We start from the raw sequence: 25,830 nt of genomic DNA, 5'->3' as shown, positions 1-25,830 counted from the left end.
ACACGTCGGTTATCCCCCTGTTGTTATTATTGGTGAATCCGGTTCTGGTTACTTGTTAACCAGGGTGCACTTGGTCTCTTCCATGGTGATATAGGCCTGGTCCGCAGGAATCCGTGAGACCACCTCAAGCAGGTCCCACTCGCCCTCGGACTCGTCCGGTGATTTCACCTCCACCAGGAACATGTCGTGCAGCATGGAGCCGTTCGGGGCAATCTTGCCGCCCTTTACGAAGAAGTCGTTGAGCTCCATTTTGCCGAGTTGTTCACGAACGGCATCGCTGTCATCGGTGCCGACTTCGTCCACCGCTTTCAGGTAATTCGTGACAGCGGAGTAAACACCGGCCTGTACCATGGTAGGCATGGCCCCGTGGCGCTCGTAGAAACGCTCGGACCATTCACGGGCCTCGTCATCCTGGTTCCACACAAACGCTGTAGTGAACTGCAGCCCCTGGGCGATATCCAGCCCCATGCTGTGTACATCGGTGATGAATACCAGCATACCGGCGAGTTTCTGCCCGCCCTGTACGATCTGGAACTGGTTGGCCTGTTTGATGGCGTTGACCGTGTCCTGGCCCGCGTTGGCCAGACCAATCACCTGGGCCCCGGAAGACTGGGCCTGCAACAGGTAGGATGAGAAGTCATTGGTGGACAGGGGGTGCTCGATATCACCAACAACCGAGCCCCCGAGGTCTTCCACGACCGCTGCGGTGTTGTCCCGCAGGGAATGACCAAAGGCATAGTCGGCCGTTACAAAGAACCATTTTTCACCGCCATTCTTGACCATGGCTGTGGCGGTGCCTACGGGCAGGGCGTGGGTATCGTAGACGTAGTGGATGCCGTAGGGTGTGCACTGTTCCTCGGTGAGGGCCGTGGTGCCTGCGCCGGTGTTCAGGGTGATCACCTTGCGCTCGGAGGCCAGCCCCTGTACGGCCAGCGCAACGGACGAGTTGTCCAGCGCCGTCAGCATGTCGACCTCGTCATCGTCGATCCATTCCCGGGCCGTGCTGGCAGCGATATCGGCCTTGTTCTGGTGGTCGGCGGAGACAATCTCGATGGGTTTGTCCATGATGGACCCCCCGAAATCCTCGACGGCCATCTCGGCTGCGATGACCGCGCCGGGACCTTCCAGTGATTTGTAAACGCCGGACATGTCACTGAGCACCCCGATTTTCAGAACGTCATCGGACAGCTCCGCGCTGGCGGCCATGGGTAGTGAAACCGCAGCGGCAGCCGCCACGGTAGTGATACCTGTCTTCCAGTTCTTGAGCATGTTGTTTCCCCTTCTTGTTGTATTTGGTGGGGAGGTGTCCCGGGTGGAACACCGGTCCTCACCCTTGATCAGACACTCAGGTGCCTGTTCAACTGGTCCTGTTTGGCTTCAAGCTCATCGGCGGCGATCTGCTCCACGACCTGGCCATGTTCGATCACGTAGTGCCGGTCGGCCAGGGGCGCCGCGAAACGGAAGTTCTGCTCCACCAGGATGATGGTAAAACCCTTCGCCCGCAGCTTGCGGATCACATCATCCAGGGCCTTCAGAATGACCGGCGCCAGCCCCTCGGTGATCTCGTCCAGCAGCAGCAGGGTGGCGCCGGTTCGCAGGATGCGGGCGATGGCGAGCATCTGTTGCTCTCCCCCGGACAGCTTGGACCCCTGGCTTTTGCGGCGTTCCTTCAGGTTCGGGAACATCCTGTAAATCTCATCGACGGGCAGCCCGCCCTCGGCGATCACCGGCGGCAGAACGAGGTTCTCGTCCACATTGAGGGAGGCGTAGATGCCCCGCTCCTCCGGGCAGTAACCGAGCTTGCCCACACGGGCAATCTGATGGGTGGGCAGGTTGATCAGCTCGGTGCCATTGACCCGGATAGAGCCCGTGCGCCTGCCCACCAGTCCGAGAATGGCCTTGAGGGTGGTGGTGCGGCCGGAACCGTTGCGCCCAAGCAGTGTGATCACTTCACCCTCGTGCACGGTGAGGTCCAGGCCGTGGAGTATGTGGGACTCGCCATACCAGGCGTGGAGGTTCTCGATCTTCAGCAGTTCGCGGGCATTCTCAGGCGGCATCGGTGGTCCCCATGTAGGCTTCCATCACGGCAGGGTTGGTAGAGACGGTGTCGTAGTCTCCTTCGGCAAGCACATGGCCCCGGTTGAGTACGGTGATGCGGTCCGCCAGGGTGGATACCACGTTGAGGTTGTGTTCCACCATGACGATGGTGCGGTCCTTGACCACCTCGCGGATCAAATCGGTAACCGTGTGCACGTCTTCCGCGCTCATGCCCTGGGTGGGCTCGTCCAGTAGCATCAGCCGGGGTTTCAGTGCGATGGTGGTGGCAATCTCCAGCGCCCGCTTGCGCCCGTATGCCAGCTCGACCGCCCTGGTATCACCAAACGCACCCAGGCCAACCTGTTCCAGCAGGTGCTGGGCTTCCTCGTTGAGCTGGTCAAGAACTTTCATGGAGCGCCAGAACTGGTAGGAAATGCCCAGTTTGCGCTGGAGCGCGATGCGCACATTTTCCCGGGCTGGCAGGTGTGGAAAGACCGCAGAAATCTGGAACGAGCGGATCAGGCCATGCTGGGCAATGTCCGCCGGGCGGTGGCTGGTAATATCATTGCCATCGTAGAGAATCTTGCCCGAAGTGGGCTTGAGGAACTTGGTCAGCAGATTGAAGAACGTCGTCTTGCCCGCCCCATTGGGACCGATCAGGGCATGGATGTGCCCGGTCTGCACCTTGACGTTGACGTCCTCGATCGCCTTGAAGCCCCGAAAGTCCTTGGTCAGGCCCCGGGTCTCCAGAATCACGGATTCACTGGACTGGTTTTCGCTCACGGATCGTCACCCTGTCTCGCCCACCGATGTGACGGCGGGTTCTTGTTATTATCTGGCCACTGCGTTGAATCACCGCAGTTTGTGACGGCCGGTTCTGAACCTGTTCTAGTAAAGATGGAACCTGACTGGGTTGTCAAGTTGATAACCTGAAGTTTTCATGCGGCGGAAAACTGTCTTCTCGGGTGATGGGCGGCCGGGCGGCCAGCAGGCAGGTGTCCGTCGCCGGGGGTGGCCCCGGCGACGAAAAAAGCAGGGAACTTACTTGTAAGCGCGGTTGAGCTTCTTCATGCCGCCGATCCAGCGGTCATAGTTCTCCGCCTTGTTGCGGAAGTAGTTCAGTACCTGCGGGTGTGGCAATACCAGGAAAGTCTCTTCCTCGATGGCCTTGAGGCAGGCTTCAGCCACCGGCTCCGGCTCCAGCATGCCATCAATACTGGCAACCCCTTCCTCGTGCCCCTTGGTCATGGCCGAACGGACCGCCTGGGGGCAGAGCACCGATACCTTGATGCCGTCATCGCCGTAAGTGAACGCCAGCCATTCGGCCAGTGCCACAGCTGCGTGCTTGGTCACCGCATAGGGCGCGGACCCCACCTGCGAGAGCAGGCCCGCGGCGGAGGCAGTGTTCAGGAAGTAACCGAAACCTCGCTCTTTCATCCGCGGTGCCAGGTGGCGGGCGGCAAAGACGTGGGACATGACGTTCACATCCCAGATCTTCTGCCAGTCGTCGTTGGAGGCTTCCGGGCCGCCCGGCACCATGATGCCGGCGTTGGAGCAGAACAGGTCAATGGGGCCGAGTTCTTGTTCCACCTCATCGATCAGAGCCTTGATTTCCTCTTCAGAGGCAACGTTGACCTTGCGGGCCACGCCGTTGATTTCTGCCGCTGTGGCTTCCGCGCCCTGCTGATCCAGGTCTGCGCAGATTACGGTCTTTGCTCCGGCCTTTGCGAAACGAAGGGCCAGGGCCCTGCCAATGCCGCCGGCCGCGCCAGTAACGACAACGATGCGATTCCGGATATCCATAGTGCTCTCCTTTTATTGTGGTCTGGGGTCTTGTCCAGGAGGCGTCCTGTATCTCTGAAGTGCACGCCGTTCAGGAACAGCGGTCGATGTTACCACCTGGCTGCTGGCGCCGTCCTGCTCGCTGTTTGCCTGCAGGTAAAGTCCGGGAAATCGGCCCTCGTCACCACCTGTGGTTCAGGCCTGGTAGCGTCAGGGGGCACTGAAGGGTAAATAGTAGTCGCCGGCGATCGCTTCATAGCGACCCTGTTCATGCAGCTGTCGCAGCTTTTCTGAAATGGTGCGGATGGCAGCGCGGTTATCCTCGGAGTTATGACAGTTCAGCCGGTCGAAGTCCTCCATAAGTGGCTGGTCCGCGGCGTAAACAAGTTGATCAGTAAAGGGATGCATATCCGGAAGGGCGGCGATGATGGCGTCCAGGCGGCCAAGCCTGAGCATCTCCACGGCTTGTGATTCCGTGCGCACCCAATCGGGGGCCATGCCCTGCTCCATGAACGGGGCCAGGTAAACGTCATGACCCGAAATGCCGCCGATTGACTTGCCGGCGGTGTCGGCGACCGAGGTCAGTGTGGCCTCGCCTGGCCGCGTAAAAAGATGAAAACGGAACATGCCAAGAGGGTAGGTGTAGACCAGGTTGTCCGGGCCAAGCCGGGTCTCCAGCACGCGGGTGAATGAATAAATGCAGTCCACCTCCCCCAGTTCAAACTCGTGTAGTGCCCTTTTGTACGGCAGAAAACGCTGATCCAGGGAAATACCGGAATCCTGTAGCGCCATCGTCATGAGTTGCTGGTAGACACCGGAATCATCGACGGTCAGCAAGTGCTGGATTCTGGGCACAGCGACGCTCAGGGTCTGGGCAAGGGACACAGCGGGTGCTGCTGTCCAGACAAGTATTACTAACCAGACTCTTAATTTCAGCAACGGTGCAGACTCCCGGAATAAAACACGCTATAGCTTAGGGTGGTTGGCGTTTTGTTGCCACCAAGTCTGCAGGGTGTTTACCTCGTCCGCGCGGTTCAGTAAGCCCCACGAATGAGCTCAATGCCGGGATGAAGGACCTCCCGCCACTGGGCATCGAGGGCGCGGGAATATTCCGGATCATGCCGGCCGACCGCTTTCATCAGGGCATCCAGCCACAAGGTGTACCAGGCCGGATCGATATTGAAATTGTGCCGGTTGTGGCTCTCGCCAAGGGCCCGTAACTTGCGGTCGGACATGCCGCGGGCGACCAGGATCAGCTGCATGATACCGTTGCGAAGCAGGTGGCGCTGGGCCGCCATGTCGGTGGTGACGAAGCGTTGACGAATCTCGTCAGAGCTGGCCATGAAGAAGTCGTAAAAATCTTTGAAAAACTCTTCGTTACGGCAACATCGGCCATAACTTTGGAATACCGAATCTGTAGCGTTCATGGAAAGTTCCGCGGGTTATAAGTAAGGGCGCACATTATAACCATGCAAAGCATTGGTCCGTGTACGTGAGAACCGAATTGCAGGGACTGACGGGCAGGGAAGTGTGAACAGGGTCTCAGTACATGTGCCAAGGGCTGCTGACCGCTATCCCCACGAACGCAGCCAGGCCCGCTGTTGATGCGGGCCTGGCCGGGTTACAGCTGGATCAGAAGGTAAAGGTGCGCATGTCCGGATCAAGCATCTGGTCGGCCATTTCCGGGGGCATGGCAACGCCTACACCATCAATCAGATCATCTTTGGTGTATTCGCTGTTCGGCAGGTAGAGTGCACAGACCTTGGCGGTCCCGCCCTGCTTGAGCAGTCCACGCAGCATCTGCCCCGGGGTGACGTCCCTGGGCTTCAGAGTCTCATCTTCGTAGGTCTTCAGTGCCAGGTCTCCTGCCTCATCACACAGCAGGACGTTCACCCTGGCGCCTTTTTCAGCCATGGTATTGGACAGAACCATGGCCATGCCCTGGGTTTGCAGGGAGTCACTGGAGAGAATGACCAGCACCTCCTCAACGGCATTCTTGTGGCTGTCCGCGTGGGCGCCAAAGGCAGTCCCGGCGATCAGTGCGGCAGCGATCAGGGTTTTCAGTATCTTCGGCATGACATTTTCCTCGTCAGTTGGTGTGGGTACGCATGTCCGACTATAGAGGGCCAGCGTCTGCGGCTCTGTGATAAAGTCACGCTTGAGTCGTCTTTGCTCACGGAGCCTGCCCCATGCACCAGATTGTCACCCATGCCGAACTTGATGCCCTGATTACCGGTCATGGTGCGGTGATGGTGCTTTTCGGTGGAAAGCATTGCGGAGTCTGCCAGGCCATCAAGCCCCGGCTGGCCCGATTGGCAGAGACGGAGTTCCCGCGCCTGGTCGCCGCCTGGGTGGACTGCCAGCAGGGCGGCGAAGCCCTGTGCGCCTCGCAGGGCGTCTTCTCGTTACCCGTACTGCAACTCTGGTTTGAGGGCCGGCCCTTTGACCGCCTGGTCCGCGCCTTCTCGCTGGACGACGTGCGGCGAGCTATTGAGCGCCCGTATGGGCTGGTGTTTCAGGGGCAAGGCTGAACGACGGTCGGTCGTGTGCGATAACTCCTGGTGGCGTTGTGTGCCTGTGAAACCCGTCCCTGGCTGTGGGGGAGGCGGGGTCATTCCCGGGGGATACCGATCATCATGCGGAGAGACTCCGTTCGGCGTCCGTGTGTTGTGGCTTCGGGGCCAGCCCGAGGGTAGTCAGCGTGTGGCGACGCACATCCGCCAGCAGACGGTGGTCATGCTGCAGCGAGCGACCATAGCTGGGTATCAGCTCCTGGAGGGTCTGCAGGCGCTTGCCGGTGACCAGCTCGGGAAGGCATTTCTCGATCACTTCCAGCATGGCTGAAACGCAGGTAGACGCTCCCGGAGAAGCGCCCAGCAGGGCCGCCAGGGACTTGTCCGCCGTGGTCAGCACCTCGGTGCCGAACTCCAGGGTGCCCCGTCCCTTCGGGCCGGGCTTGATGATCTGCACCCGCTGGCCGGCGCGGACCAGCTGCCACTGGTCCGGGTCGAATTCCGGCATGAACTGCTTCAGCTGGCTCAATCGCGCCTCCCGGGAACTGGCAGCCTCTGCCATCAGGTAACGGGTCAGCGGCCAGTTGCCGGCGGCGACATCCAGCAGGGGACGCAGATTGTGGGGCCGGACAGAAGCCGGTAGGTCGAGCCGGCTGCCATGCTTGAGGAATCGGGTGGTGAAGCCGGCGAAGGGTCCGAACAGCAGTGCCGCCTTGCCATCGATGAACCGGGTGTCAAGATGGGGCACCGACATGGGCGGAGCGCCTACCGGAGCCTGGCTGTAGACCTTGGCGTTGTGCTCGCTGGCCAGCTGATCGTCATTGCAGGCCAGCCAGAGGCCCGAGACCGGGAAGCCGCCATAGCCACGGGCTTCACGGACACCGGCCCGCTGCAGTAATGGTAATGAAGCACCGCCGGCGCCAACGAACAGGAAGCTGCAGGTTAATACCTGGGTGGCCGAGGTGGCGGTGTCGCGCAGGGTGAGCTCCCAGCCAGCCTTGTCCCGCCGGATGTCACACACCTGGGTGCCCAGATGCACACGGCACTGGTCCTGACGGGCCAGCGAGCGGCCCAGCAGACGGGTGAGTGCGCCGAAATTGACGTCACTGCCGTGGGCCACCCGGGTGGCCGCAGCCGGCTCGAATACCGACCGGTTACGGCTGATCAGCGGCAGCCAGTCAGCCAGCGTGGCGGCCTGTTCGGAAAACTCCATGGCCCCGAACAGCGGGTGATCCTGCAGGGCAACATGGCGGTGCCGGAGGTACCGGCAGTGGTCAGCGCCCTGTACCCAGCTGAAGTGGGGCACATTGCGAATAAAGCGCGCCGGCTCGGGCAGCAGCCCTTTCTCCACCAGCGAACACCAGAACTGGAGTGACACCTCGAAGCGCTCGTTGATGGCCAGGGCCCGGTCAATGCTGACGGTGCCATCCGCGTTTGTGGGGGTGTAGTTGAGCTCGCAGTAGCCGGCGTGGCCGGTACCGGCATTGTTCCACGCGTCAGAGCTTTCGGTGGCCAGCTGGCTGGCCTGCTCCACCAGGGTGATGGTGCGGGAAGGATCAAGCCGGGAAATAAGCGAGGCGAGGGTGACGCTCATCACGCCGCCGCCAATGAGCAGAACATCGGTATGTTCCTTCGCCATGTTGTCGCCTCCAGGGACTGCCGGGTAAGGGGGGCGGATTCTAGGCAGGCTACTGGTACAAAAAGAAGCGAGTTTTCTGAGAGATATGGTTCGAAAAAACCGAAGTCAAACGTCAGTGGTCCCACAGGAAAGAGGCGGAGGTTGCCGGCTGGGCAGGGCAGGGGGCGCTGGTTGACCGGCACCGGACATGACGTGAATCAAAATGACTGGGCCTTGCGTAGGATTGCGACTCTTTTCTTGTTGAATTCAGGGCATGGTCTGTATCAATATGTAACAAATATATACATATTGTATTTAGGCAGAAACGGAGACAGCTGGATGACAGGCAGGACAAAAGTCCTACTGATTATGACATGGACCCTTGTTATCCAGGTAACGACAGCTTCTGACGCCATGGCTGCTGAAAAGCGGCTGGCCTACCTGGTATCCGATGTCGACATACCTTTCTGGAGTATTCTGGCGGAAGGAATAAGGCACAGGTCGGAAGATCTGGGCTACACAATAACGGTGCACAGTGCCGGGAATCAGGCCAGGGAAGAGCTTCGTCTCACTGTCGAGGCGATCCGGGCCGGGGTGGAGGGCATCATACTGTCCCCCACAAATTCATCGGCGGCGGTGACCGTACTTGATCTGGCCGGTGAGGCTGGTGTGCCAGTGGTTATCGCTGACATTGGTGCCGGGGCAGACAGCTACGTCAGTTACATCGAATCGGACAATGATCAGGGAGCCTATGATCTGGGTCATATGCTCGCTGATGCCATGGCGGAACGGGGCTGGAGCAGTGGCACCGTGGGTATTGTGGCCATTCCCCAGAAGCGTGCCAACGGCAAGGCCCGTACTGAAGGCTTCCTGCGGGCACTGGGTGAACGTGGTGTCCGCGCCGCCGGTATCTACCAGCAGTCCGACTTTTCCTACCGTGAAACTTACGACTACGCCCGTGCCCTGATCGATCAGCACCCGGAGCTGCGGGCCATCTGGTTGCAGGGATCCAGCCGTTACCGGGGGGCGCTGGACGCTATTGCCGACGCCGGCAGGAAGGGCGAGATTCTGCTGATCAGTTTTGATGCGGAACCGGAGTTCATCGAAATGATTGCCTCGGGCCAGCTGGTCGGGGCTGGTATGCAGCAGCCTTTTCTGATGGGAGAAAAGGCTGTTGAAACTATGGACCTTCATCTGCGGGGGGCTGAGGTTGGAAAGGTCCAACGCCTGTCGGTGTTGGCCGTGTCCCGCGACAATCTGGACCACCTGATGCCGGTTATCCAGCGCAATGTGCTCGGACAGGAGAGCGCCCGTTGACCGATCGCCCGGTTTCCCGAGACCCCGGGGCTCCGTCCCTGCTGCTGCGTATCACACTGGCAATGATCGCCGTGATTCTGGTGGTGTTTGCGTTCCACGCGCTGTATGTCTACTCCACCCAGCGTGCCGAGATCATCGACGCCATTCAGCGCGATGTTAATGAGAGCCTGGACCGCCTTAGCAGCAACATTGCCCCGTTCATTGAAGCCTATGCGGTCAATGAGTACGAACAGCTGGTGGCTACGGAAACCGAGCTCACACAACACTTCGCGGTGGTGGTGGAAGACTATGAAATGGCCGAAATCATCGGAACCCACTATTCTTCCGGTCGCATCCGTGAGGCACAGGGCGGTTACGTTGCCTACCGGGAACAAGACCCTGACCTGAATGAGCGGCTCCGGCAGGCGTTCTACTCGGATACGCGGCCCATCGTGGCGTCTGACGGGGAGGTTATGGGGCGGGTCTCAGTATATGCCTCCGACGAGAGGCTGGTCCGCAAGCTTGACCAGGTGTTGCTGGAAGAGTTGTTGACCATCCTGGTACTGGGGCTGGCCCTGTCAATCTCCCTGACAGTGGTGCTGCGCCGCTACCTGCTGCACTCCATCAATCACATTGACCGGGCCATCCGCAACCGTGACACCGATGGTATTCCCCGCGAGCCCATGCCGGAAATCCGGTACCGGGAGATCGCCATGCTCAGCGATACCATCAATACCATGCTGGTTGCGATCCGGGAGTCGAAGGAAAGACGCAAGATCGAACGGCTACGGCTTGAGAATGCCATCACCGGCACCCTGGCGGGCACCTGGGAATGGAATGTCCAAAGCGGCGAAACCGTCTTTAACGAACGCTGGGCGAACATTATCGGCTATTCCCTGAGTGAACTGGAACCGGTCTCTATCGAGACCTGGATGAGGTTTACCCATGCGGATGACCTGCAGCGCAGCTCTGAACTGCTTGAAAAACATTTCCGTGGTGAACTGCCTTACTATGAATGTGAAGCCCGTATGCAGCACAAGGCGGGCCATTGGGTCTGGGTACTCGACCGGGGCCGGGTGGCCTCGTGGACAGATGACGGGCAGCCTTTGATGATGTATGGCACGCATCAGGACATCACTGCCCGCAAGGACGCCGAAGACAACCTGTCCATGGCTGCCGGAGTCTTCCGCTACGCTCGTGAAGGTATTGTGCTGACCGGCGCTGACGGAACCATTCTGGATGTGAACGCTGCGTTTACCACGCTCACCGGATATCCCCACTGCGAAGCAGTCGACCGGCGTTACACCTCACTCACCTTTGACCAGGGGGGTGAGCGTTTCTGGAAGGATGTTACCCAAGCCCTGCAGACTGAGGATGTCTGGAGCGGGGAATGGTGGGTACCCCGCAGGGACGGGACCAGGTTCCCGGCACTGATGACCATTGCGGCGGTTCGCGGCGAATCCGGTGTCGTGACCCATTTCGTGACACTGCTGGCCGATATCTCCCACCTCAAACAGAACGAGGACAAACTGCGACAGATCGCCCATTACGACGGGCTGACCAGGCTGCCCAACCGTGTCCTGCTGACGGACAGGCTACGCCAGGCTGTCACTCAGGCGCGGCGGCGCAACGAGGTTCTGGCGGTGGTTTTTCTGGACCTCGATGGCTTCAAGCTGATCAACGATACCCTGGGCCATGCCGCCGGTGATGAGCTTCTGGTGGCACTGGCTGACCGTATGAGGACGACCCTGAGGGAATGTGACACCGTGGCCCGCCTGGGCGGCGACGAGTTCGTGGCACTGCTGCCGGGCCTGGCTCATGGGCTGGAGGAAGTCGTCCCTGTTCTGGACCGGCTGCTGGCTACACTGTCTGCTGGCGTTCGCCTGGGCCGGGAATGGGTTCATGTTTCTGCCAGTATGGGCGTCGCTCTCTATCCCCAGGACCCGGACGTGGATGCGGATATCCTGCTCCGCCAGGCGGACATGGCCATGTATCAGGCCAAGCAGCAGGGCAAGAACCAATATCACTTTTATAGTGAGACCCACGGCGGGTTGGTGGAGGCAAGCCGCGCCCGGGCGATGTCTGAAAATGATGCTGATGCTGACGACCACCGGCGTGAGGGCTGAGGTGCAATCTGTGACATGCTTGCCGACACTAGCCCACGAGTTCAGTGCAAGCGCGGTTTAGCCTGTCGTGAATGGCCAGCCAGGCATCAGTCTCAGGTGGCAGCTCCACGATGATGCGGGTGAGGTTGGCCTGGTCCATCGTGTGCAGCGCGGTGTAGAGCATGCGGGCGTAGGTTTCCGGGGTATCTCCCAGCTGGATGGCCTCGGCGGTTCGATCCTCAGGCGGAGGTGTCTGCCACCAGATCACACCGGTGCGCCCGGGCTGGCGGGTCAGTTCAGGCAGGGCCTGGGCTGATCGCGGCGCGGCCACGCCAATGGTTGGCGTTACCGGCTGATAGTGGTGCTTCACATTGCCAGGCACAGCGATGCTGGCAGGCGCATGATCCGCCAGGCCCATGCCCAGGAAGTCTTCCAGCTCCTGCCGGCTGACGAGGCCCGGGCGGGCGATAGCGGGTACATCACCGGTCAGGTCCAGTATGGTGGACTCGATACCAACGGTACACTCGCCACCGTCAAGGACAGCGCTGATCCGGCCCGCCATACCACGGATCACATGGGACGCCGACGTCGGGCTGATACGACTGTAGGGGTTGGCCGAGGGCGCCACCACGTCCCGACCGAGCCGCTTTATGACCTCCCGGGCGACCCGATGGGACGGCATTCTCACCGCAATCCCGGGCTGGCCGCCGGTAATGAAGTCGCTGACCCCCTCGGCTTTGGGCAAGAGCAGGGTGAGCGGGCCGGGCCAGTACTTTTCCACAAGACGCCAGGCAATATCGGGAACGGCCTTCGCCCAGCGGCGGATATGGTCCGGCTCCGATACATGCACGATCAGCGGATGGCCGATGGGGCGCTGCTTGGCCTCGAAAACCTTCCGTATCGCCGGAAGGTTGGTGGCATCCGCTGCCAGCCCGTAAACGGTTTCGGTGGGTATGGCAATGATGTCACCGCCGGCCAGCAGTTCAGCGGCCCGGGCGAGGTCTTCCGGTTTTCCGGCATCCAGTGTGATCATGCTGGTTTCACGGCTTGCAACGTATTCAGGGGGGCATATTCTATCTATGTTTCTGCACAGAGTCCTGAGCCAGCCTGAAAACTTCGGAAATCCCTGGTGTCCTGTCTGGTCAATGAATTAACCAGACGGGACACTAGGCGCTTTCCTGCTCACCAAACCCCAGGAACCGCGCCGTATTGGGCACAGGGCGTCGTCGGGAGACCACCGAGTTGGCAACAAAGTCGTCATCGGGCCACCCCAGGGCGACACAGGTCAGTATTACCTGGTCCTCCGGAATGTCGGCCACTTCCCGCACGACCGGGCTCTGCATGATGCCCTGACCATTGATCACCGCCCCGAGCCCCCGGCTCCAGGCTGCCAGTACCAGGCCGTAGGTCATGGCCCCGGTATCGAAGTGTGCAATGGTGTTGTCCAGCAGGTCCCGGTCGAAACAGACCACGATGGATACCGGCGCATCGAACTGGCGAAATCCTCTCATCACCCAGTCCTGCCGGCGTTCCTTGTCATCCCGTTCTATTCCCATCGCTTCAAACAGCTGAACGGCGATCTCGATCTGGCGCTGTCGGTGCACGCCCTCGTAGGCCCCGTGGTCATGGATCTCCCGGCTCGGTGGTATGCCGGCCAGCATCCGCTCCGTATTACCCTGACGGACCCGCTCCAGGGTTTCCCCGGTCAGTACGTGGAGGTGCCAGGGCTGGGTGTTCATGGACGACGGCGCCCGGTTTGCCAGTTCGATGATTTCCTCAAGAAGCTCCCTGGGTACGGGCTTGTCCCTGAAGCCCCGGATGGATCGCCGTTCCCGGATTGCCTGATCGAGTTTCATGGATGACCTTTATTGTTGGATTGGATAAATGCCCGGGGTTTTGCACCATCGAAACGCACCCCGCCGGCAAGCGGAGGGGTTCCGTTTAACAGATTGTGGTGCAGAGCCCGGCTGAAATTACCGCCCAAGAATGGCTTGGAACAGGGGATGAGTAAAGTGCTGGTGATCGAACTCGATGGCAAGGCGGGTAAAGCGGTGGCCTGGTTCAGTACGAACCACGGCTCCGGTAAGGTTGTTCATCCGGTTGCTGCCATGGGACAGATTCAGTCTGACCCGGTCCCCAGGGGCAATCCTGTGATTATCGCAAAGTACCGCAATACCGTGGGGGCTAAGGTTCAGGCAGTGACATTCGCGGGACAGGGACCCTCCTTTCTGGCTGGAAGGCCCGGCGGGAGCAAGTTCTGCAGCGATATTGCCCGGCACCACACGAACAGACCGCCGAAGATCGGGGCGTTCCTCAACCTTGATAAGGTCCGGGCGGAGATAATGTTTGCGTTGGGGCATCGATCAAGTCCTTTTGGATGCTTAGGAGTATAATGAGAAGCATGTCACATTGATGGACGGATGCAATGCGGCAACCCGGCTCAATGGTAAAAGAATGTTAAATAGACGCTGCCACTGAGGGTGGTGGCGGTAGTGTTGCACTTGCATGCCGCTGAACATTCGTGAATTATTCCTCTTTCGAACCCGCACCCTGCCTGTAGACCAAGTGAGATCCTGTTGTGGCGCACGCCTCTTCCGGTACCTATGACCGACTGATCAACCCGGTGCTGATTGCCGGTTGCATCATCATTCTGGTGAGCTTTGCCGTTCGGGCCTCCTTTGGGTTGTTTCAGTTACCGATCGCCGCGGAGTTCGCGTGGCCGAGGGAGTCCTTTTCCCTGGCCATTGCCATCCAGAACCTGGCGTGGGGCATCGGGCAGCCCATTTTCGGCGCCTTCGCCGAACGTTTTGGTGACCGGAAAGCCATTCTTGGTGGTGGTGCCTTCTATGTGACCGGCCTGGTACTCTTGGCCTGGGCGATCACCCCCGGGCAGCACCAGTTACTGGAGATGCTGGTGGGTTTCGGTATCGCCGGTACCGGTTTTGGTGTGATCCTGGCCGTGGTGGGCCGGGCCGCGCCAGACAAGCATCGGTCCATGGCCCTGGGGATCGCCACAGCGGCCGGTTCCGCGGGTCAGATCGTGGGTCCGCCGGTAGCCCAGTCGCTGCTGAGCCAGATGCCCTGGCAGTCTGTATTTATCGTATTCGCCGGGTTCATCATGGTGTCCATGCTGGCGCTGTTGCTGATGCGTGCCCCGAAACCGCAGAAGTCGGTGGCCAACGAGGAACCCATGGGGATCGTTATCCGGAGAGCGGTGAAAGACCCGTCGTTCATCCTTATCTTTATTGGCTTCTTCTCCTGTGGTTACCAGCTGGCCTTCATCACCGCCCACTTTCCCGCCTTTATCACCGAAATGTGCGGTCCGGTGGATCCTGGTAGTCTGCTCTACACCCTGGGAGTGACCTCCGCGGCGGGACTGGGAGCTATCTCCATCGCGCTGATCGGACTGTTCAATATCGGCGGCACGCTGCTGGCAGGCTGGCTGGGGAACCACTATTCCCGGAAATACCTGCTGGCCAGCATCTACCTGCTGCGCACCCTGGTGGCCGGGGCATTCATCATGGCCCCCATCACGCCTGAGAGCGTGGTGCTGTTTTCCGTCGCCATGGGCTCGCTGTGGCTGGCCACGGTACCGCTGACCTCCGGCCTGGTGGCCCATATCTATGGCCTCAAGTACATGGGGACGCTCTATGGCCTGGTGTTCTTCTCGCACCAGCTGGGCGGTTTCCTCGGGGTATGGCTCGGCGGGGCGCTGTACGACATCTACAACAACTACACCCTGGTGTGGTGGGTCGGTGTGGGTGTGGGAGCGCTATCGGCCATTGTCCACCTTCCTGTGAAGGAATACCCCTGGTCGCAACGTGGCAGGGTCAGTCTGGCTACCTGAAATCGTTCCACCCACGCGACCCCACACCTGAAACCCTGCCGATTGAGTGCTTCCGCCGGACGCAATGCGCCTTATTGGTGCTTTCTGTACCTGCTTTCGGGTTTCCTGATCGATAAAATTCTGCAATAACAATGTGTTGAAATTCCTGAACACTTGGCCAGTTTTTTGCTGCTGTTGATAGGTGATCCGTCACGACGGAACCAACATAACGACCAAACCGTTCAGGAGAAGTATTCATGAGCCTTAAACGCAGCCTGGAACTTGCTGCCGCACTTACTTTGCCCGTGCTTGCCGTGGCAGAAGACCCGATGAAAGTTGGCTTCGTGTACGTCGGGCCGATAGGGGACCACGGCTGGAGCTACCAGCACGACCTGGGGCGCCTGGCCCTTGAGGAACACTTTGGCGACAAGGTGACCACCACCTATGTTGAGAATGTCAGCGAGGGTGCCGACGCCGAGCGCACCATCCGCCGGTTGGCCCAGGCGGGAAATGACGTGATCTTTACCACTTCCTTTGGCTTCATGAACCCCACCGCACGGGTGGCCGAGCAGTTCCCGGATACCACCTTCCTCCATGCGACCGGCTACAAGCGTGCGGACAATCTGGGCACCTACCTGTCGGTTACCTATGAAGGTCGTTACGTAACCGGCGTTGCTGCGGGCCTTGTGTCCGAGACTGACACCCTGGGCTACATCGCCTCCTTCCCGATTCCGGAAGTGATCCGGGACATCAACGCCGTATACCTGGGTGCCAGATCCGTTAATCCTGACATCGAGCTCAAGGTGGTGTGGGCCAACACCTGGTTTGATCCTGCGAAAGAGGCAGACGCCGCCAATGCCCTGATGGACCAGGGTGCTGATGTCATCGTTCAGCACACGGACAGCCCGGCTCCGTTGATGGCTGCCGGGAAACGGGGTAACTGGGGCGTGGGCCAGGCCTCGGACATGCGGAAGTTCGGGGGCGACGCGCACCTGCTGTCCGTGGTCAATGACTGGGCCCCATACTACATCGACACCGTACAGGCGGTGATGGATGGTGACTGGGAGTCAAAGGACTACTGGGGTGGAATTACCGAGGATGTCATCCAGGTTGTTGGCATCAGTGACCGCCTGACCGAGGAGCAGCGGGCGAAGGTGGACGAGGTGATCGCCTCCATCGACAGCGGCGAATTCCACCCCTTTACCGGGCCCCTGAAGGACCAGGACGGTGAGCTGCGGGTGCCGGAAGGCGAGACCATGACCAACGAGCAGCTGGCGGGGATGGACTGGTACGTGGAGGGCATGACCGCAAATCTGCCGAAATAATCGGTCAGGACATCGTTGAAAGCCGGCGGGGAACTCACCCTCCGGCTTTTTTGGTTCAGGCATCAGCCAGCATCCGGGCGACGCCTTCCTGCACCTTGCGGGTCAGCTCCCGTTCATCCAGGCCGGTAACGCGGCCATCTTCCAGAATGCGACGGCCCTGCACGAAGCTGTCCTTCACGTTTACGGGCTCACCGCACATCAGCGGCGCCATCAGCGGCGAATGGACACCGGCGAAGCGGGGCTGGTCGATATCGTAGAGCACCAGGTCGGCCTGCCTGCCAACGGCCAGGCTGCCGGTGGCCGGCAGGCCAAGCAGGTCGGCACCGCCGCGAGTGCCCCAGTCCAGCACCTGTTCCAGGGTGGTGACATCCGGCCCGTGGGCGGCCCGGTGGATTAGCCAGGCAAGGTTCAGTTCCTGCAGCATGGAGCCGGATTCGGCGGAGGCGGAGCCGTCTACTGCCAGGGAAATCGGCACGCCGGCCTTTTCCATGTCGACCACCGGTGCGATACCGCTGCCCAGTCGACAGTTGGAGGTAGGGCAATGGGCGATGCCGGTGCCGGTGGCGGCCAGCCTTTCGATGGCATGGGGGTCACTGTGGACCAGGTGGGCATACCACACGTCCGGCCCCAGCCAGTCGCAGGCTTCGGCATAGTCGATGGCGCTCTGGTGATATTTTTCCCGGGCCTGGATCTCGTCAAACTCCACCTCCAGCAGGTGGGAGTGCATCTTCAGGCCATGGTCCCGGGCCCAGCGGGCCTGGGCCCTCAGTCCGTCCGGTGTGCTGGAATGGATCAGGCTGGTGGGGGCCACCACCAGTTTTTTCATGGCACCCGGGCCGTCCTGGTGGTGCTTCCTGCGGGTGGCCTCCAGGCGGTCGATCACCTGGTCGATGGTCTCCGGCTCAATGCGGTGTTCAATCATGCCTTCATGGGAGCCGGTTTCTGTGGCGCTGCCCCGGCACAGCACCAGGCGGACCCCCAGCTCCTCCGCTGCCTGCCAGACCGCCTCCTCCAGCTCCGGGCTGGTGGTGGCATGGTACAGATAATGGTGGTCGGCACAGGTGGTGGCGCCGGACCGGATAAGCTCGTACAGGCCCAGCCGGGCAGCGTGGTACATCAGCTCCGGGGTGACCTTTGGCCAGAAGCGGTAGGGCACACTGCTGAGCCATTCGCCCAAGCCCTGGTTCAGCCCTGCCGGCACCCCCTTCATGATGGACTGGGCCAGGTGATGGTGGGTGTTCACCAGTCCCGGCCAGATCACACAGCCGCTGGCGTCGATAAGGGTTTCCGGCTGCTCCGCCGTGGGCACCAGGCCCCGGCCCAGTTCGGTGATAACTCCATCCCGGATGCGGATGTCGCGGGCAGTGGGGTTGTCCTCAGCGTGGATGGCGACAGCGTTTCGGATCAGATAGTTCAATGGTTGCTCCTTTACGGACGAAACGAGCAATGTCCCGAAGCTCCGCCGCGGTCCGGCAGGCTTCTGACCGCTTCTGCTCTTGCGTTGAATGACACTGGTAAAGAGCGTGATGCAATATCCTGTCCATTTGCTGACCATATGGTCAGATCCGGAATTTGTCCCGCTTATGGCTATCAACGTAGCACCTTGGCGGTGCATGTGTGGCAGGCGTTGCACCGTCCTGGTTCCCGGGATGAAAACCTGTCTGAAGGAGTCGCCGCCAAGTGACTGATTAAAGGCAGGCCTCGACGGCGGGATGAATGGCATGGATGCTGCTTTCCACTGAGCTGCCGGTCAGCATTTATGGCTGACCGGCCCAAGTCTGAGTAGAAGCAGTCAGGTGCTGGCAGCTAGCTGGTGTCGGGTCATTGCTCAGTCGTCGGCCGGCGTGGGTACGCGGTTGGCGGCGACAGCAGGACCCCCTGCGTTTGCCCCTCCGCTGATCCCCGCCGGCCGTTGATCCCATCAGACGATAGCCCCGGAGGTACCAATGACTAACACTGCAGAAAAGTATGCCCTCAAGGAACTGAACCTGGAAACCACCTTCGGTGGCATGGGCAAGGAGATCGACCGGGACGTGCCCGTTATCGACCTCACCAACTTTGACCAGCGGCGGGATGAGATTACCGACCAGCTCTGGCAGGCCGCCACCGAGGTGGGCTTCTTCCAGTTGTCCAACCATGGCCTGGAGCTGGGCCTGGTCCGCGATGCCTTCGGCCTTTCAGAGAAATTCTTTGCCCTGCCCGAGGCCGAGAAGCAGTGTTTCCCGCTCAAGAAGGGCCTGAACGCTGGCTGGGAGTTCCGGTCCCAGGTGCGCCCGTCCACCGGCACCGCCGACGACAAGGAATCCTTCCAGATCACCCTCCCGCATATGGATAACCTGTGGCCCAACCAGACCCAGGTGCCGGAATTTCACCGGGTGATGCTGGATTTTGAACACCGGACCTGGCAGCTGGGCATGAAGGTGCTGTCGTGTTTCGCCGACCGCCTGGGCTTCGAGCGGGACTTCTTCACCCGGGCCCACGACCGGGCGCAGCCGGACTACCAGAGTACCCTGAGGCTGCTGCACTACCTGCCGCTGCCGGAAGGTCACCAGCCCGACGAGTCAATCTGGCGGGCTGGCGCCCACACTGATTTCGACTGCCTGACCATGGTATTCCAGCAGGAAGGTCAGGGCGGCCTGCAGGTCAGCCCCGGCAAGGACGCCGAAGGCAAGGGGGACGAACGGGAGTGGTTCACGGTGACGCCCAGGGAGGATCGCATCACCTGCAACATCGGCGACATGCTGATGCGCTGGAGCGACGACCGCCTCAAGTCCACTCTGCACCGGGTACGCATGCCCAGGCCGGGTGAGTACAGCGGTCCCCGCTACAGCCTGGCGTTCTTCTGCCAGGCCAACAAGGATGTGATCATCCAGGGGCCGGCGCAGAAATACCCACCGATTTCGGCACGGGACTACCTGCTGCAACGCATACAGGCCAACTTCGATGCGGCCGAGAAAGCGACGGCGGCCAGAGAATAAAGCTCATCCAGAAAGGGCCTCCCGTGGGAGGCCCTTTTATGAGTTGGGGCACGGCCGGGTCAGAACGCCGGGTCGGATCCCCGGGTGGCCCAGCCGGTCATGCGCCGCTCGACGAAGGCAAACATCTCGTACATCACCACCCCCATGATGGCGATGACCACCAGACCGGCAAACACCAGTCCCATGTCCATGGTGGAACTGGCCGAGATCATCAGATAGCCGATGCCCACGTTGGAGGCGACGGTCTCCGAGATCACCGAACCCACAAAGGCCAGGGTAATGGCCACCTTCAGGGAGGCAAAGAAGTAGGGCATGGATCGGGGCAGGGCCACCTTTTTGAGGATATCCAGCTTGCTGGCGCCCAGGGAACGCAGAACGTCCTGCAGCTCCGGCTCCAGGGTGGCCAGGCCGGTGGCCATATTGACTACCACCGGGAAGAACGAGATCAGGAACGCGGTAAGGATGGCCGGCACGGTGCCAATGCCGAACCACACCACCAGCACCGGCACAAAGGCCACCTTGGGAATGCTGTTGAAGCCCACCATCAACGGGTAGACCGCCTTGTAGATCAGTGGGGAGGAGCCCACCAGGACTCCGAGAACCACCCCAAAGATCACCGCAATGGCAAACCCAGTGACGGTGGTAAACAGAGTATGGGTGGCGTGCTTCATGATCTGGCCCTGGTACTCCTGCCAGGACGTCCAGATGTCTGTCGGCGCGGGGAACAGATAGGTGGGTATGCTGAATGCGAAGCACACAAACTCCCACAGCAGTGTCAGAGACACCAGCAGAATCCAGGGGGAAGCCTTGATCAGCATGCGTTTGCGCTGTAGCAAAGTCATGACGCCTCCTCCCGGATACGGCCGATATGGTCCCGTAGCTCGAACACCAGCTCGGCAAACTCGTCGGTATAGGTGACGGCCAGGTCCCGGGGCCGGGGCAGATCCACCGGTTTGCGAACCAGGATGCGGCCGGGGCCCTTGCTCATCACGTACACCGTGTCTGCCAGGAACACCGCCTCCCGCAGGTCGTGGGTGACCAGCACCACGGTGAAGGGTTCGTCCTGCCACAGGTCCCGGACCATGCACCACAGTTCTTCCCGGGTGAAGGCATCCAGGGCGGCGAATGGCTCGTCCAGCATCAGCAGTGATGGCCGGTGGATCAGTGCCCGGCAGATGGACGCCCGCTGCTGCATGCCACCGGACAGCTCCCAGGGGAACTTGTCCTCACAGCCGGCCAGGCCCACCCGGGCCAGCAGTGCCCGGCCCTGCTCCTGGAACTTTGCCTTCTCGGCACGGAAGCGGTGCCGGTAGTCCTGCACGATTTCCATGGGCAGCAGGATGTTGTCCAGGGTGGTCCGCCAGGGCAGCAGGTTGGAGGCCTGGAAGGCCATGCCCACCCCCTTCTGTGGTCCGGACACCTGTTTGCCACCGAGATAGACATAGCCGTCGCTGGGAGGTGCCAGCCCGGTAACCAGCTTCATCAGGGTGGACTTCCCGCAGCCGGACGGACCAACCACGGCAACAAATTCATTTTCGCGCACGCCAAGGGTGACGTTCTCGATGGCCATGGGACCTTCTTCCCCATAACGCATGCTGACATTCTCGAATTCAACCAGATCCATCAGGAACTCCGGCAGTCATTGGCAGCCCGGGCAAGTGCCCGGGCCTGACCAGTTAGTCAATCATCCGCGATTCGCGGGGCGGCAGGTAGCTGCTGTCAAACAGCGCTTCCAGTTCCGGGGAAGGCTCCAGCCCGTAGGAGGCGACCATGTCCTCCAGAGCCCGGGCCATGCGATCTTCCGTAACGGCACCCAGGCCTTCGGCACGGGTTTCGTCGGTGATTACGTTGGTCTCCAGGGCCAGCTTCAGTCGGCGCAGCTCCAGGTCTTCCTTGATCAGGCCATCCCGTTGTTTGACGTATTTGATGGCGGCTTCCGGATCATCGATGGTTTCCTGCAGTGCCTTGTTGAACGCCTTCAGAAAGCCCCGGACCGCTTCCGGATTCTCTTCCAGCAATTCGTTGCGGGCGATAATGGTGTTGCCGTAGAACTCCACCCCGTAGTCCGGGTATTTCAGGGCCACGATGTTGTCCGGGTCCACGCCTCGGGCTTCCAGGTTCAGCAGGCTGGTGAAGTAAAAGCCGGTAATGCCGTCCAGTTCACCCCGGGCCAGCAGGGTTTCGCGGATAGCCGGCTCCACCGACTGCCATTCCACGTCATCCACCGCCAGGCCATTGTGGCGGGCAAACGACGGCCAGGCCTTGCGGCCACCATCAAAAACTGGCGCACCGAGGGTCTTGCCCTTGAGGTCTTCCGGCTTCTCGATGCCTGACTCTTTGAGGGCAAATACCGCAGCCGGCATGGCGTTGTAGACCATGTAGACCCCGGTGACTTCGGTGTCCGGGTTCTTTGAGGTGGTTTCAGTGAGCGCGCTGTAATCGGCAAAGCCCATGTCATAACTGTCGGTGGCCACCCGGGTCACGGCGCCGGCAGAGCCATTCCCGGAATCGATGGTGACGTCCAGGCCCTCCTCTTCAAAGTAGCCCTTCTCAAGCGCCATCAGGAACGGTGCCGAAGGCCCCTCGAAGCGCCAGTCCAGGGTAAAGCGGATCTGGGTTTCGGCCTGGGCGCCCGACGTCATGGCGGCCAGGACGCTGCCCACCAGGAGTGCGGAACCAAGCCGTTTGATCAGGCCCGGCTTGCGGTGGTTGTCATTCATGGTACTTCCTCGCTTTGTCGTTGAATCCTGTATTCTGGTGTTGTGCCAACAGGACCTGAGCAATTGGCATACCAGTGTGACCGCCATGGCGACAGAACACTGAAAATCCTGACCATATGGTCTGTTTGTGGTTTTCGTTGCGGCAGGAGCTGCTGGCCGGGTGCACGGAATTGAGGCCGGGGCTTTGATTCCTGGGCTATTTCGGTGCGGGTGGTGGTAAGAAGCGCAATTTGGTGGGATGACAATGGCCAGGGCGCCGCAGTTTTGATGGAATTCAGGAAAAGCGGTCCGATCAGAACGATACTAACGGAGAGGGCAATACCTTAAGGCGGTGTGGGGGCGCAGATGAACTACTCGGACCATGTAACGACGACCTGGCGCCATGTTGCGCTGGACAACGCCGCAGACGATTATTCAGTGCTTGTTCATTATGCGAGGCTGGCGGCCTCCAGCCATAACACCCAACCGTGGATTTTCAGTCTTGAACCGGGCCGGATACGGATTCTGCCGGACCTGTCCAGGCGTTGCCCCGCCGTCGACCCGGACGATCACCACCTGTATGCGAGTCTCGGGTGTGCCACCGAGAATCTTGTGTTGGCTGCGCAAGCGGCCGGATTGGGCGGACGGGCCAGTTTCGACGCAGCGGCATCAGGCATGCAGATTGATCTCGTACCCTCACCGGCGTCCAGGTCAACGCTTTTCGACGCGATTCCCCTGCGCCAGTGCAGTCGGACAGAGTATGATGGCCGGCCGCTTGCCGATGATGCCTTGAAACAACTGAAAGCAGCCGGTGCTGGCGAGGGCGTGTCTGTGCTTCTGATGACGGACACCGGGCAGAAAGACCTGATCACTCAGTACGTCACCCAGGGCAACGATGCCCAGTTCAGCGACCCAGCCTGGGCTCGTGAACTGAAATCCTGGATCCGTTTCAGCACCAGGGAAGCGGTACGTTCGGGCGACGGGCTATACGGGCCAGTTATGGGCAGTCCCGACGTGCCGCGTTGGCTCGGGTTACTGGCAATGAAGGCCGGGTTCTCGGCGAAAAACCAGAACCGGAAAGACCGAGAGTATATCCGCAGCTCATCCGCCATTGCCGTAATCTACTCAGAGGCGGATGACATACCCCACTGGATTGAGGCTGGCCGCTGTTACCAGCGCCTTGCGCTCACGGCTACCGCGCTGGGGTTACGAACGGCGTTTATCAACCAGCCCGTGGAGGTGACTGAACTGCGCCCCGAGTTTGCCCGCGCCCTCGGCATTGGTGAATATCGCCCGGACCTGGTCGTGCGGATTGGTCATGGCCCGGAAATGCCACGCTCCCCCAGGCGGCCGGTTGAAGACGTTATTGAATGATGGTGATGACCGCGATACCTGGCTTCTTTGTTCTGGCGACGCTGGTGCTGTATCTCTGGCGTGTAATGGACCACCGGGCTGACCAGGCCGCCATGCAGGCGTTGACCGCCGGCCAGCCCCCAGAACCCCGGTCCTTTGACGCCGGGTTGGTTGCCGGCCTGCCGGAACCGGCGCGACGCTATTTTCTTTACACCATCGCTCCGGGAACCCCGCTGTTTACGGTCGCCCGAATCCACATGGCGGGCCGTTTCGGTATGGGCACCAAAGAGAAACCCGGTTATCTGGATTTTACGGCGACCCAGCTACTGGCCTTGCCGGCCGGGTTCGTCTGGAAAATGCAGGCGCGGCGTGGCCTGATGAGACTGTCCGGGTCCGACAGCCAGCGCTGGACCCGGTTCTGGCTGCTGGGGCTGTTGCCGGCCGCCCGTATGGGCGGAGACCCGGATCACACCCGTTCAGCGTTTGGCCGCTATGTGGCCGAAGCCATATTCTGGACGCCGGCGGCTATGCTGCCCGGACCGGGTGTTGTCTGGGAGGAACTGGATGCCGACCGTGCCCGCGTCACCGTCGAGTACCAGGGGGTATCTCAAGCCGTTGAGTTGACGGTGGCGGCGGACGGCCAGCCGACGGAAGTCCGGTTCCAGCGGTGGAGCAACGCCAATCCCGGGAAGCAGTACCAGTGGCAGACCTTTGGTGGGTACCTCTCCGAATTCCGGTGGTTCGATGGTTTTCAGTTGCCTACCCATGTGGAAGCAGGGAATCACTTCGCCACCGATCGGTACTTTCCCTTTTTCGTGGCGGATGTCACTGCTGTCGGGTTTCCCCATGAGTAGCAGCACGGGCGGACGCATCCATCTGCGTCAATGGGTGATTTCGCACCCGGTACTGGCCTTTCCGCTGTTTTATCTGGGCTGGGCCTGGCTGTTCTGGACACCGGTCCTGTAGTCAGAAGAATCCGTATGGGCCTTCCCGAACCTGCTGTGGTTCCTGCTTGGCGGAGCGAGCCCGTTGCTGGCCGGGGTAGGGCTGGCGGCGCTGACTGGTGGCAAGGCCCGGATACTGGACCTGATGCGCCGGTTGGTCGACTGGCGGCAAATTCCGGGCCGGTGGTGGGCGGTGATCCTGCTGTTCTGGCTATGCATGGATGTGGCCATGGCGGGCATGGCGCTTTTGCTGGGCATTACCGATACGCCGCTGAATGTGAACACCACCCTGTTTTTCAACCCTGGCATGCTTCTGTTTCTTCTGCTGTTGTCGTTCGTGTTCCCGGCTATTGAAGAAGTGGGCCTGCGGGGATATTACCTGGAAACCCTGCAACAGGACCTGGGGCCCACCACAGCAGGTCTGGTCAACGGCACGGTATGTGCAGCCTGGCACGCGCCGTTTGTGTGGTTTCCCGGCTACTACGCCAATACGACGTTCAACCCGGAGCTATACTGGTGGCTGCCAATGATCATCTGCCAGACCCTGTTGATGGTACAGGTCTATAACCAGACCCGACGGAGCATTCTCGCGGTGCTGATCTTCAACGGCATGATGAACTTTACCGGTGAGTGGCTGCGCATCTCACCCGATATGTATCCTTTCATGCTCGCCGGCAACGTCCTGGCTGCCGCACTGCTGTTGCTCTGGTGGCATAGAAGTAAGGTCTGACGAATAATGTCCGGGATGGTGATAATTAGCCAGGTTGTTTTGCCGCTGGTGCTGCTGATCTGGATGGCGCTCTGGCCAGCGAGGGGCTGGCTTGCCTGGGGGCTGCAGCTTGGCTCTGTGACGGCTGTTCTGCTGGGGCTTCGTCTCGCCGCCTTGTGGACAATGCCGCCATTCTGGGTGCCCCATGTCTACGGCCTGGTCCTGGCTCTTGTCGTATTGGCTCATCTGGTCCGTAAAGGTATCCCTGGCCCGGGGCTCTGGCGAGTGTCCGCTGGCGGTTCTGTCATTCTGCTGGTTGTGTCTGGGCTGGGCGGCTTTGGTGGTTACCTGGCCTGGCAGGCGGCTAAGGGCCGGGTGCCCCCTCAAGGCGATATTGTGAATATTGCTCCGCCTTTTCCGCCGGGCCATTACCTGGTTGCCCATGGCGGGAGCACGTCGATGGTCAATGTACACCTCAAAACCCTGAACGAATCGGTGGAAAGGTTTCGCCCCTGGCGTGGCCAGAGCAAGGCTCTGGATATTTTCCGTAGTGCGCCAGGCATGGCGCGTAGCGCCTTGACGGCGCTGTTCCGGTCCAGGTGGTGCTGGCCGGATGACTTGGGGGTGCAAGTCCCCTGTGGGCCC

General features: G+C 60.6%; 24 protein-coding genes and 1 pseudogene. 10 read left to right on the top strand and 15 right to left on the bottom strand.

What is annotated here, in order from left to right; all coding sequences use genetic code 11:
* Nucleotides 1–48: 48 nt before the first annotated feature.
* The 7 genes from ACESMZ_RS07640 to ACESMZ_RS07610 all read right to left on the bottom strand — a co-directional run bounded on the left by ACESMZ_RS07640 (nt 49) and on the right by ACESMZ_RS07610 (nt 5,895).
* Nucleotides 49–1,269, bottom strand: a complete 1,221-nt coding sequence (locus tag ACESMZ_RS07640) for an ABC transporter substrate-binding protein (protein ID WP_372972435.1) — start codon at nt 1,267–1,269, stop codon at nt 49–51.
* A 68-nt stretch (nt 1,270–1,337) separates the two neighbouring features.
* Entirely contained in the window at nt 1,338–2,057 is a 720-nt protein-coding gene (locus tag ACESMZ_RS07635; protein ID WP_372958705.1) for an ABC transporter ATP-binding protein, read from the bottom strand.
* On the bottom strand, nt 2,047–2,820 hold the full coding sequence (locus ACESMZ_RS07630) for an ABC transporter ATP-binding protein (RefSeq protein WP_372958706.1): 774 nt from the start codon (nt 2,818–2,820) through the stop codon (nt 2,047–2,049). The genes ACESMZ_RS07635 and ACESMZ_RS07630 overlap by 11 nt, the downstream gene beginning before the upstream one ends.
* A 258-nt stretch (nt 2,821–3,078) precedes the next feature.
* Nucleotides 3,079–3,840 (bottom strand): SDR family oxidoreductase, encoded by a 762-nt coding sequence (locus tag ACESMZ_RS07625; RefSeq protein WP_372958707.1) that lies wholly within the window; start codon nt 3,838–3,840, stop codon nt 3,079–3,081.
* Nucleotides 3,841–4,029: 189 nt separating this feature from the next.
* Nucleotides 4,030–4,704 carry a substrate-binding periplasmic protein gene (locus tag ACESMZ_RS07620; RefSeq protein ID WP_372958708.1) on the bottom strand — a complete coding sequence of 225 codons (675 nt, stop codon included), beginning with the start codon at nt 4,702–4,704 and terminating at the stop codon, nt 4,030–4,032.
* Nucleotides 4,705–4,853: 149 nt separating this feature from the next.
* The gene (locus ACESMZ_RS07615) at nt 4,854–5,246 is read right to left on the bottom strand and encodes a globin (protein WP_372958709.1); all 393 of its coding nucleotides are present in this window, start codon (nt 5,244–5,246) and stop codon (nt 4,854–4,856) included.
* Nucleotides 5,247–5,451: 205 nt separating this feature from the next.
* On the bottom strand, nt 5,452–5,895 hold the full coding sequence (locus ACESMZ_RS07610; protein ID WP_372958710.1) for a hypothetical protein: 444 nt from the start codon (nt 5,893–5,895) through the stop codon (nt 5,452–5,454).
* 113 nt (nt 5,896–6,008) lie between these two features.
* Between ACESMZ_RS07610 and ACESMZ_RS07605 the strand changes: the two genes are divergently transcribed.
* On the top strand, nt 6,009–6,350 hold the full coding sequence (locus ACESMZ_RS07605; protein ID WP_372958711.1) for a thioredoxin family protein: 342 nt from the start codon (nt 6,009–6,011) through the stop codon (nt 6,348–6,350).
* Nucleotides 6,351–6,453: 103 nt separating this feature from the next.
* On the opposite strand, the gene mqo is transcribed toward ACESMZ_RS07605, so the two are convergent.
* Complete coding sequence (gene mqo / locus ACESMZ_RS07600; RefSeq protein WP_372972434.1) at nt 6,454–7,971, bottom strand: malate dehydrogenase (quinone); 1,518 nt, start codon at nt 7,969–7,971, stop codon at nt 6,454–6,456.
* A gap of 348 nt (nt 7,972–8,319) precedes the next feature.
* Between mqo and ACESMZ_RS07595 the strand changes: the two genes are divergently transcribed.
* Together ACESMZ_RS07595 and ACESMZ_RS07590 are read left to right on the top strand one after the other, a co-directional pair.
* Nucleotides 8,320–9,267, top strand: coding sequence for a substrate-binding domain-containing protein (locus tag ACESMZ_RS07595; RefSeq protein ID WP_372957735.1), 948 nt, complete (start codon nt 8,320–8,322; stop codon nt 9,265–9,267).
* Nucleotides 9,264–11,372 carry a diguanylate cyclase domain-containing protein gene (locus ACESMZ_RS07590; RefSeq protein ID WP_372957736.1) on the top strand — a complete coding sequence of 703 codons (2,109 nt, stop codon included), beginning with the start codon at nt 9,264–9,266 and terminating at the stop codon, nt 11,370–11,372. Before ACESMZ_RS07595 ends, ACESMZ_RS07590 begins: the two co-directional genes overlap by 4 nt.
* Before the next feature lie 28 nt (nt 11,373–11,400).
* On the opposite strand, the gene ACESMZ_RS07585 is transcribed toward ACESMZ_RS07590, so the two are convergent.
* The 3 genes from ACESMZ_RS07585 to ACESMZ_RS07575 all read right to left on the bottom strand — a co-directional run bounded on the left by ACESMZ_RS07585 (nt 11,401) and on the right by ACESMZ_RS07575 (nt 13,711).
* Nucleotides 11,401–12,384, bottom strand: coding sequence for an L-threonylcarbamoyladenylate synthase (locus ACESMZ_RS07585; RefSeq protein WP_372957737.1), 984 nt, complete (start codon nt 12,382–12,384; stop codon nt 11,401–11,403).
* Between the two features lie 133 nt (nt 12,385–12,517).
* The gene (locus ACESMZ_RS07580) at nt 12,518–13,207 is read right to left on the bottom strand and encodes a nitroreductase (RefSeq protein WP_372957738.1); all 690 of its coding nucleotides are present in this window, start codon (nt 13,205–13,207) and stop codon (nt 12,518–12,520) included.
* 117 nt (nt 13,208–13,324) lie between these two features.
* On the bottom strand, nt 13,325–13,711 hold the full coding sequence (locus ACESMZ_RS07575; RefSeq protein WP_372957739.1) for a PilZ domain-containing protein: 387 nt from the start codon (nt 13,709–13,711) through the stop codon (nt 13,325–13,327).
* Between the two features lie 218 nt (nt 13,712–13,929).
* On the opposite strand from ACESMZ_RS07575, the gene ACESMZ_RS07570 reads away from it, so the two are divergent.
* Nucleotides 13,930–15,198, top strand: a complete 1,269-nt coding sequence (locus tag ACESMZ_RS07570; RefSeq protein WP_372972433.1) for an MFS transporter — start codon at nt 13,930–13,932, stop codon at nt 15,196–15,198.
* Between the two features lie 236 nt (nt 15,199–15,434).
* Nucleotides 15,435–16,502, top strand: coding sequence for a BMP family ABC transporter substrate-binding protein (locus tag ACESMZ_RS07565; protein WP_372957741.1), 1,068 nt, complete (start codon nt 15,435–15,437; stop codon nt 16,500–16,502).
* Nucleotides 16,503–16,557: 55 nt separating this feature from the next.
* Here ACESMZ_RS07565 and ACESMZ_RS07560 read toward each other — a convergent pair whose 3' ends face one another.
* A complete protein-coding gene (locus tag ACESMZ_RS07560) occupies nt 16,558–17,919 on the bottom strand; it encodes an amidohydrolase family protein (protein WP_372957742.1) in 1,362 nt (453 codons plus the stop codon).
* 529 nt (nt 17,920–18,448) lie between these two features.
* On the opposite strand from ACESMZ_RS07560, the gene ACESMZ_RS07555 reads away from it, so the two are divergent.
* Nucleotides 18,449–19,480, top strand: coding sequence for an isopenicillin N synthase family dioxygenase (locus tag ACESMZ_RS07555; RefSeq protein WP_372957743.1), 1,032 nt, complete (start codon nt 18,449–18,451; stop codon nt 19,478–19,480).
* 59 nt (nt 19,481–19,539) lie between these two features.
* On the opposite strand, the gene ACESMZ_RS07550 is transcribed toward ACESMZ_RS07555, so the two are convergent.
* From ACESMZ_RS07550 to ACESMZ_RS07540, 3 genes are read right to left on the bottom strand one after another with little or no spacing between them, the layout of a single operon-like run.
* Entirely contained in the window at nt 19,540–20,322 is a 783-nt protein-coding gene (locus ACESMZ_RS07550; RefSeq protein WP_372957744.1) for an ABC transporter permease, read from the bottom strand.
* The gene (locus tag ACESMZ_RS07545; RefSeq protein ID WP_372957745.1) at nt 20,319–21,104 is read right to left on the bottom strand and encodes an ABC transporter ATP-binding protein; all 786 of its coding nucleotides are present in this window, start codon (nt 21,102–21,104) and stop codon (nt 20,319–20,321) included. Before ACESMZ_RS07545 ends, ACESMZ_RS07550 begins: the two co-directional genes overlap by 4 nt.
* A gap of 52 nt (nt 21,105–21,156) precedes the next feature.
* Nucleotides 21,157–22,200, bottom strand: a complete 1,044-nt coding sequence (locus ACESMZ_RS07540) for an ABC transporter substrate-binding protein (protein WP_372957746.1) — start codon at nt 22,198–22,200, stop codon at nt 21,157–21,159.
* Between the two features lie 345 nt (nt 22,201–22,545).
* Here ACESMZ_RS07540 and ACESMZ_RS07535 point away from each other — a divergent pair, with 345 nt between their 5' ends.
* The 4 genes and pseudogenes from ACESMZ_RS07535 to ACESMZ_RS07520 all read left to right on the top strand — a co-directional run.
* Nucleotides 22,546–23,553: an Acg family FMN-binding oxidoreductase gene (locus ACESMZ_RS07535; RefSeq protein WP_372957747.1), complete on the top strand. Its 1,008-nt coding sequence runs from the start codon at nt 22,546–22,548 to the stop codon at nt 23,551–23,553.
* Nucleotides 23,550–24,386, top strand: coding sequence for a DUF6544 family protein (locus ACESMZ_RS07530; protein WP_372957748.1), 837 nt, complete (start codon nt 23,550–23,552; stop codon nt 24,384–24,386). The genes ACESMZ_RS07535 and ACESMZ_RS07530 overlap by 4 nt, the downstream gene beginning before the upstream one ends.
* A 175-nt stretch (nt 24,387–24,561) precedes the next feature.
* Nucleotides 24,562–25,206 (top strand): type II CAAX prenyl endopeptidase Rce1 family protein, encoded by a 645-nt coding sequence (locus ACESMZ_RS07525; RefSeq protein WP_372972432.1) that lies wholly within the window; start codon nt 24,562–24,564, stop codon nt 25,204–25,206.
* 15 nt (nt 25,207–25,221) lie between these two features.
* Nucleotides 25,222–25,830 (top strand): annotated as a pseudogene (locus tag ACESMZ_RS07520) (hypothetical protein); the annotation flags it as partial.

Source organism: Marinobacter sp. (genome assembly GCF_041690615.1).
In the GTDB taxonomy this organism is placed as follows: Bacteria; Pseudomonadota; Gammaproteobacteria; order Pseudomonadales; family Oleiphilaceae; genus Marinobacter.
The sequence above is the reverse complement of the archived record's forward strand: the minus strand, read 5'-3'. Positions and strand labels throughout refer to the sequence as shown.

What these genes read in the sequence shown, in the direction of transcription:
- ACESMZ_RS07530 (WP_372957748.1), top strand. Translation starts at nt 23,550, where the DNA reads ATGATGGTGATGACCGCGATACCTGGCTTCTTTGTTCTGGCGACGCTG.
- ACESMZ_RS07540 (WP_372957746.1), bottom strand. Translation starts at nt 22,200, where the DNA reads ATGAATGACAACCACCGCAAGCCGGGCCTGATCAAACGGCTTGGTTCC.
- ACESMZ_RS07625 (WP_372958707.1), bottom strand. Translation starts at nt 3,840, where the DNA reads ATGGATATCCGGAATCGCATCGTTGTCGTTACTGGCGCGGCCGGCGGC.
- ACESMZ_RS07615 (WP_372958709.1), bottom strand. Translation starts at nt 5,246, where the DNA reads ATGAACGCTACAGATTCGGTATTCCAAAGTTATGGCCGATGTTGCCGT.
- ACESMZ_RS07555 (WP_372957743.1), top strand. Translation starts at nt 18,449, where the DNA reads ATGACTAACACTGCAGAAAAGTATGCCCTCAAGGAACTGAACCTGGAA.
- ACESMZ_RS07640 (WP_372972435.1), bottom strand. Translation starts at nt 1,269, where the DNA reads ATGCTCAAGAACTGGAAGACAGGTATCACTACCGTGGCGGCTGCCGCT.
- ACESMZ_RS07580 (WP_372957738.1), bottom strand. Translation starts at nt 13,207, where the DNA reads ATGAAACTCGATCAGGCAATCCGGGAACGGCGATCCATCCGGGGCTTC.
- ACESMZ_RS07565 (WP_372957741.1), top strand. Translation starts at nt 15,435, where the DNA reads ATGAGCCTTAAACGCAGCCTGGAACTTGCTGCCGCACTTACTTTGCCC.
- ACESMZ_RS07605 (WP_372958711.1), top strand. Translation starts at nt 6,009, where the DNA reads ATGCACCAGATTGTCACCCATGCCGAACTTGATGCCCTGATTACCGGT.
- mqo (WP_372972434.1), bottom strand. Translation starts at nt 7,971, where the DNA reads ATGGCGAAGGAACATACCGATGTTCTGCTCATTGGCGGCGGCGTGATG.
- ACESMZ_RS07595 (WP_372957735.1), top strand. Translation starts at nt 8,320, where the DNA reads ATGACATGGACCCTTGTTATCCAGGTAACGACAGCTTCTGACGCCATG.
- ACESMZ_RS07575 (WP_372957739.1), bottom strand. Translation starts at nt 13,711, where the DNA reads ATGCCCCAACGCAAACATTATCTCCGCCCGGACCTTATCAAGGTTGAG.
- ACESMZ_RS07635 (WP_372958705.1), bottom strand. Translation starts at nt 2,057, where the DNA reads ATGCCGCCTGAGAATGCCCGCGAACTGCTGAAGATCGAGAACCTCCAC.
- ACESMZ_RS07550 (WP_372957744.1), bottom strand. Translation starts at nt 20,322, where the DNA reads ATGACTTTGCTACAGCGCAAACGCATGCTGATCAAGGCTTCCCCCTGG.
- ACESMZ_RS07610 (WP_372958710.1), bottom strand. Translation starts at nt 5,895, where the DNA reads ATGCCGAAGATACTGAAAACCCTGATCGCTGCCGCACTGATCGCCGGG.
- ACESMZ_RS07545 (WP_372957745.1), bottom strand. Translation starts at nt 21,104, where the DNA reads ATGGATCTGGTTGAATTCGAGAATGTCAGCATGCGTTATGGGGAAGAA.
- ACESMZ_RS07535 (WP_372957747.1), top strand. Translation starts at nt 22,546, where the DNA reads ATGAACTACTCGGACCATGTAACGACGACCTGGCGCCATGTTGCGCTG.
- ACESMZ_RS07585 (WP_372957737.1), bottom strand. Translation starts at nt 12,384, where the DNA reads ATGATCACACTGGATGCCGGAAAACCGGAAGACCTCGCCCGGGCCGCT.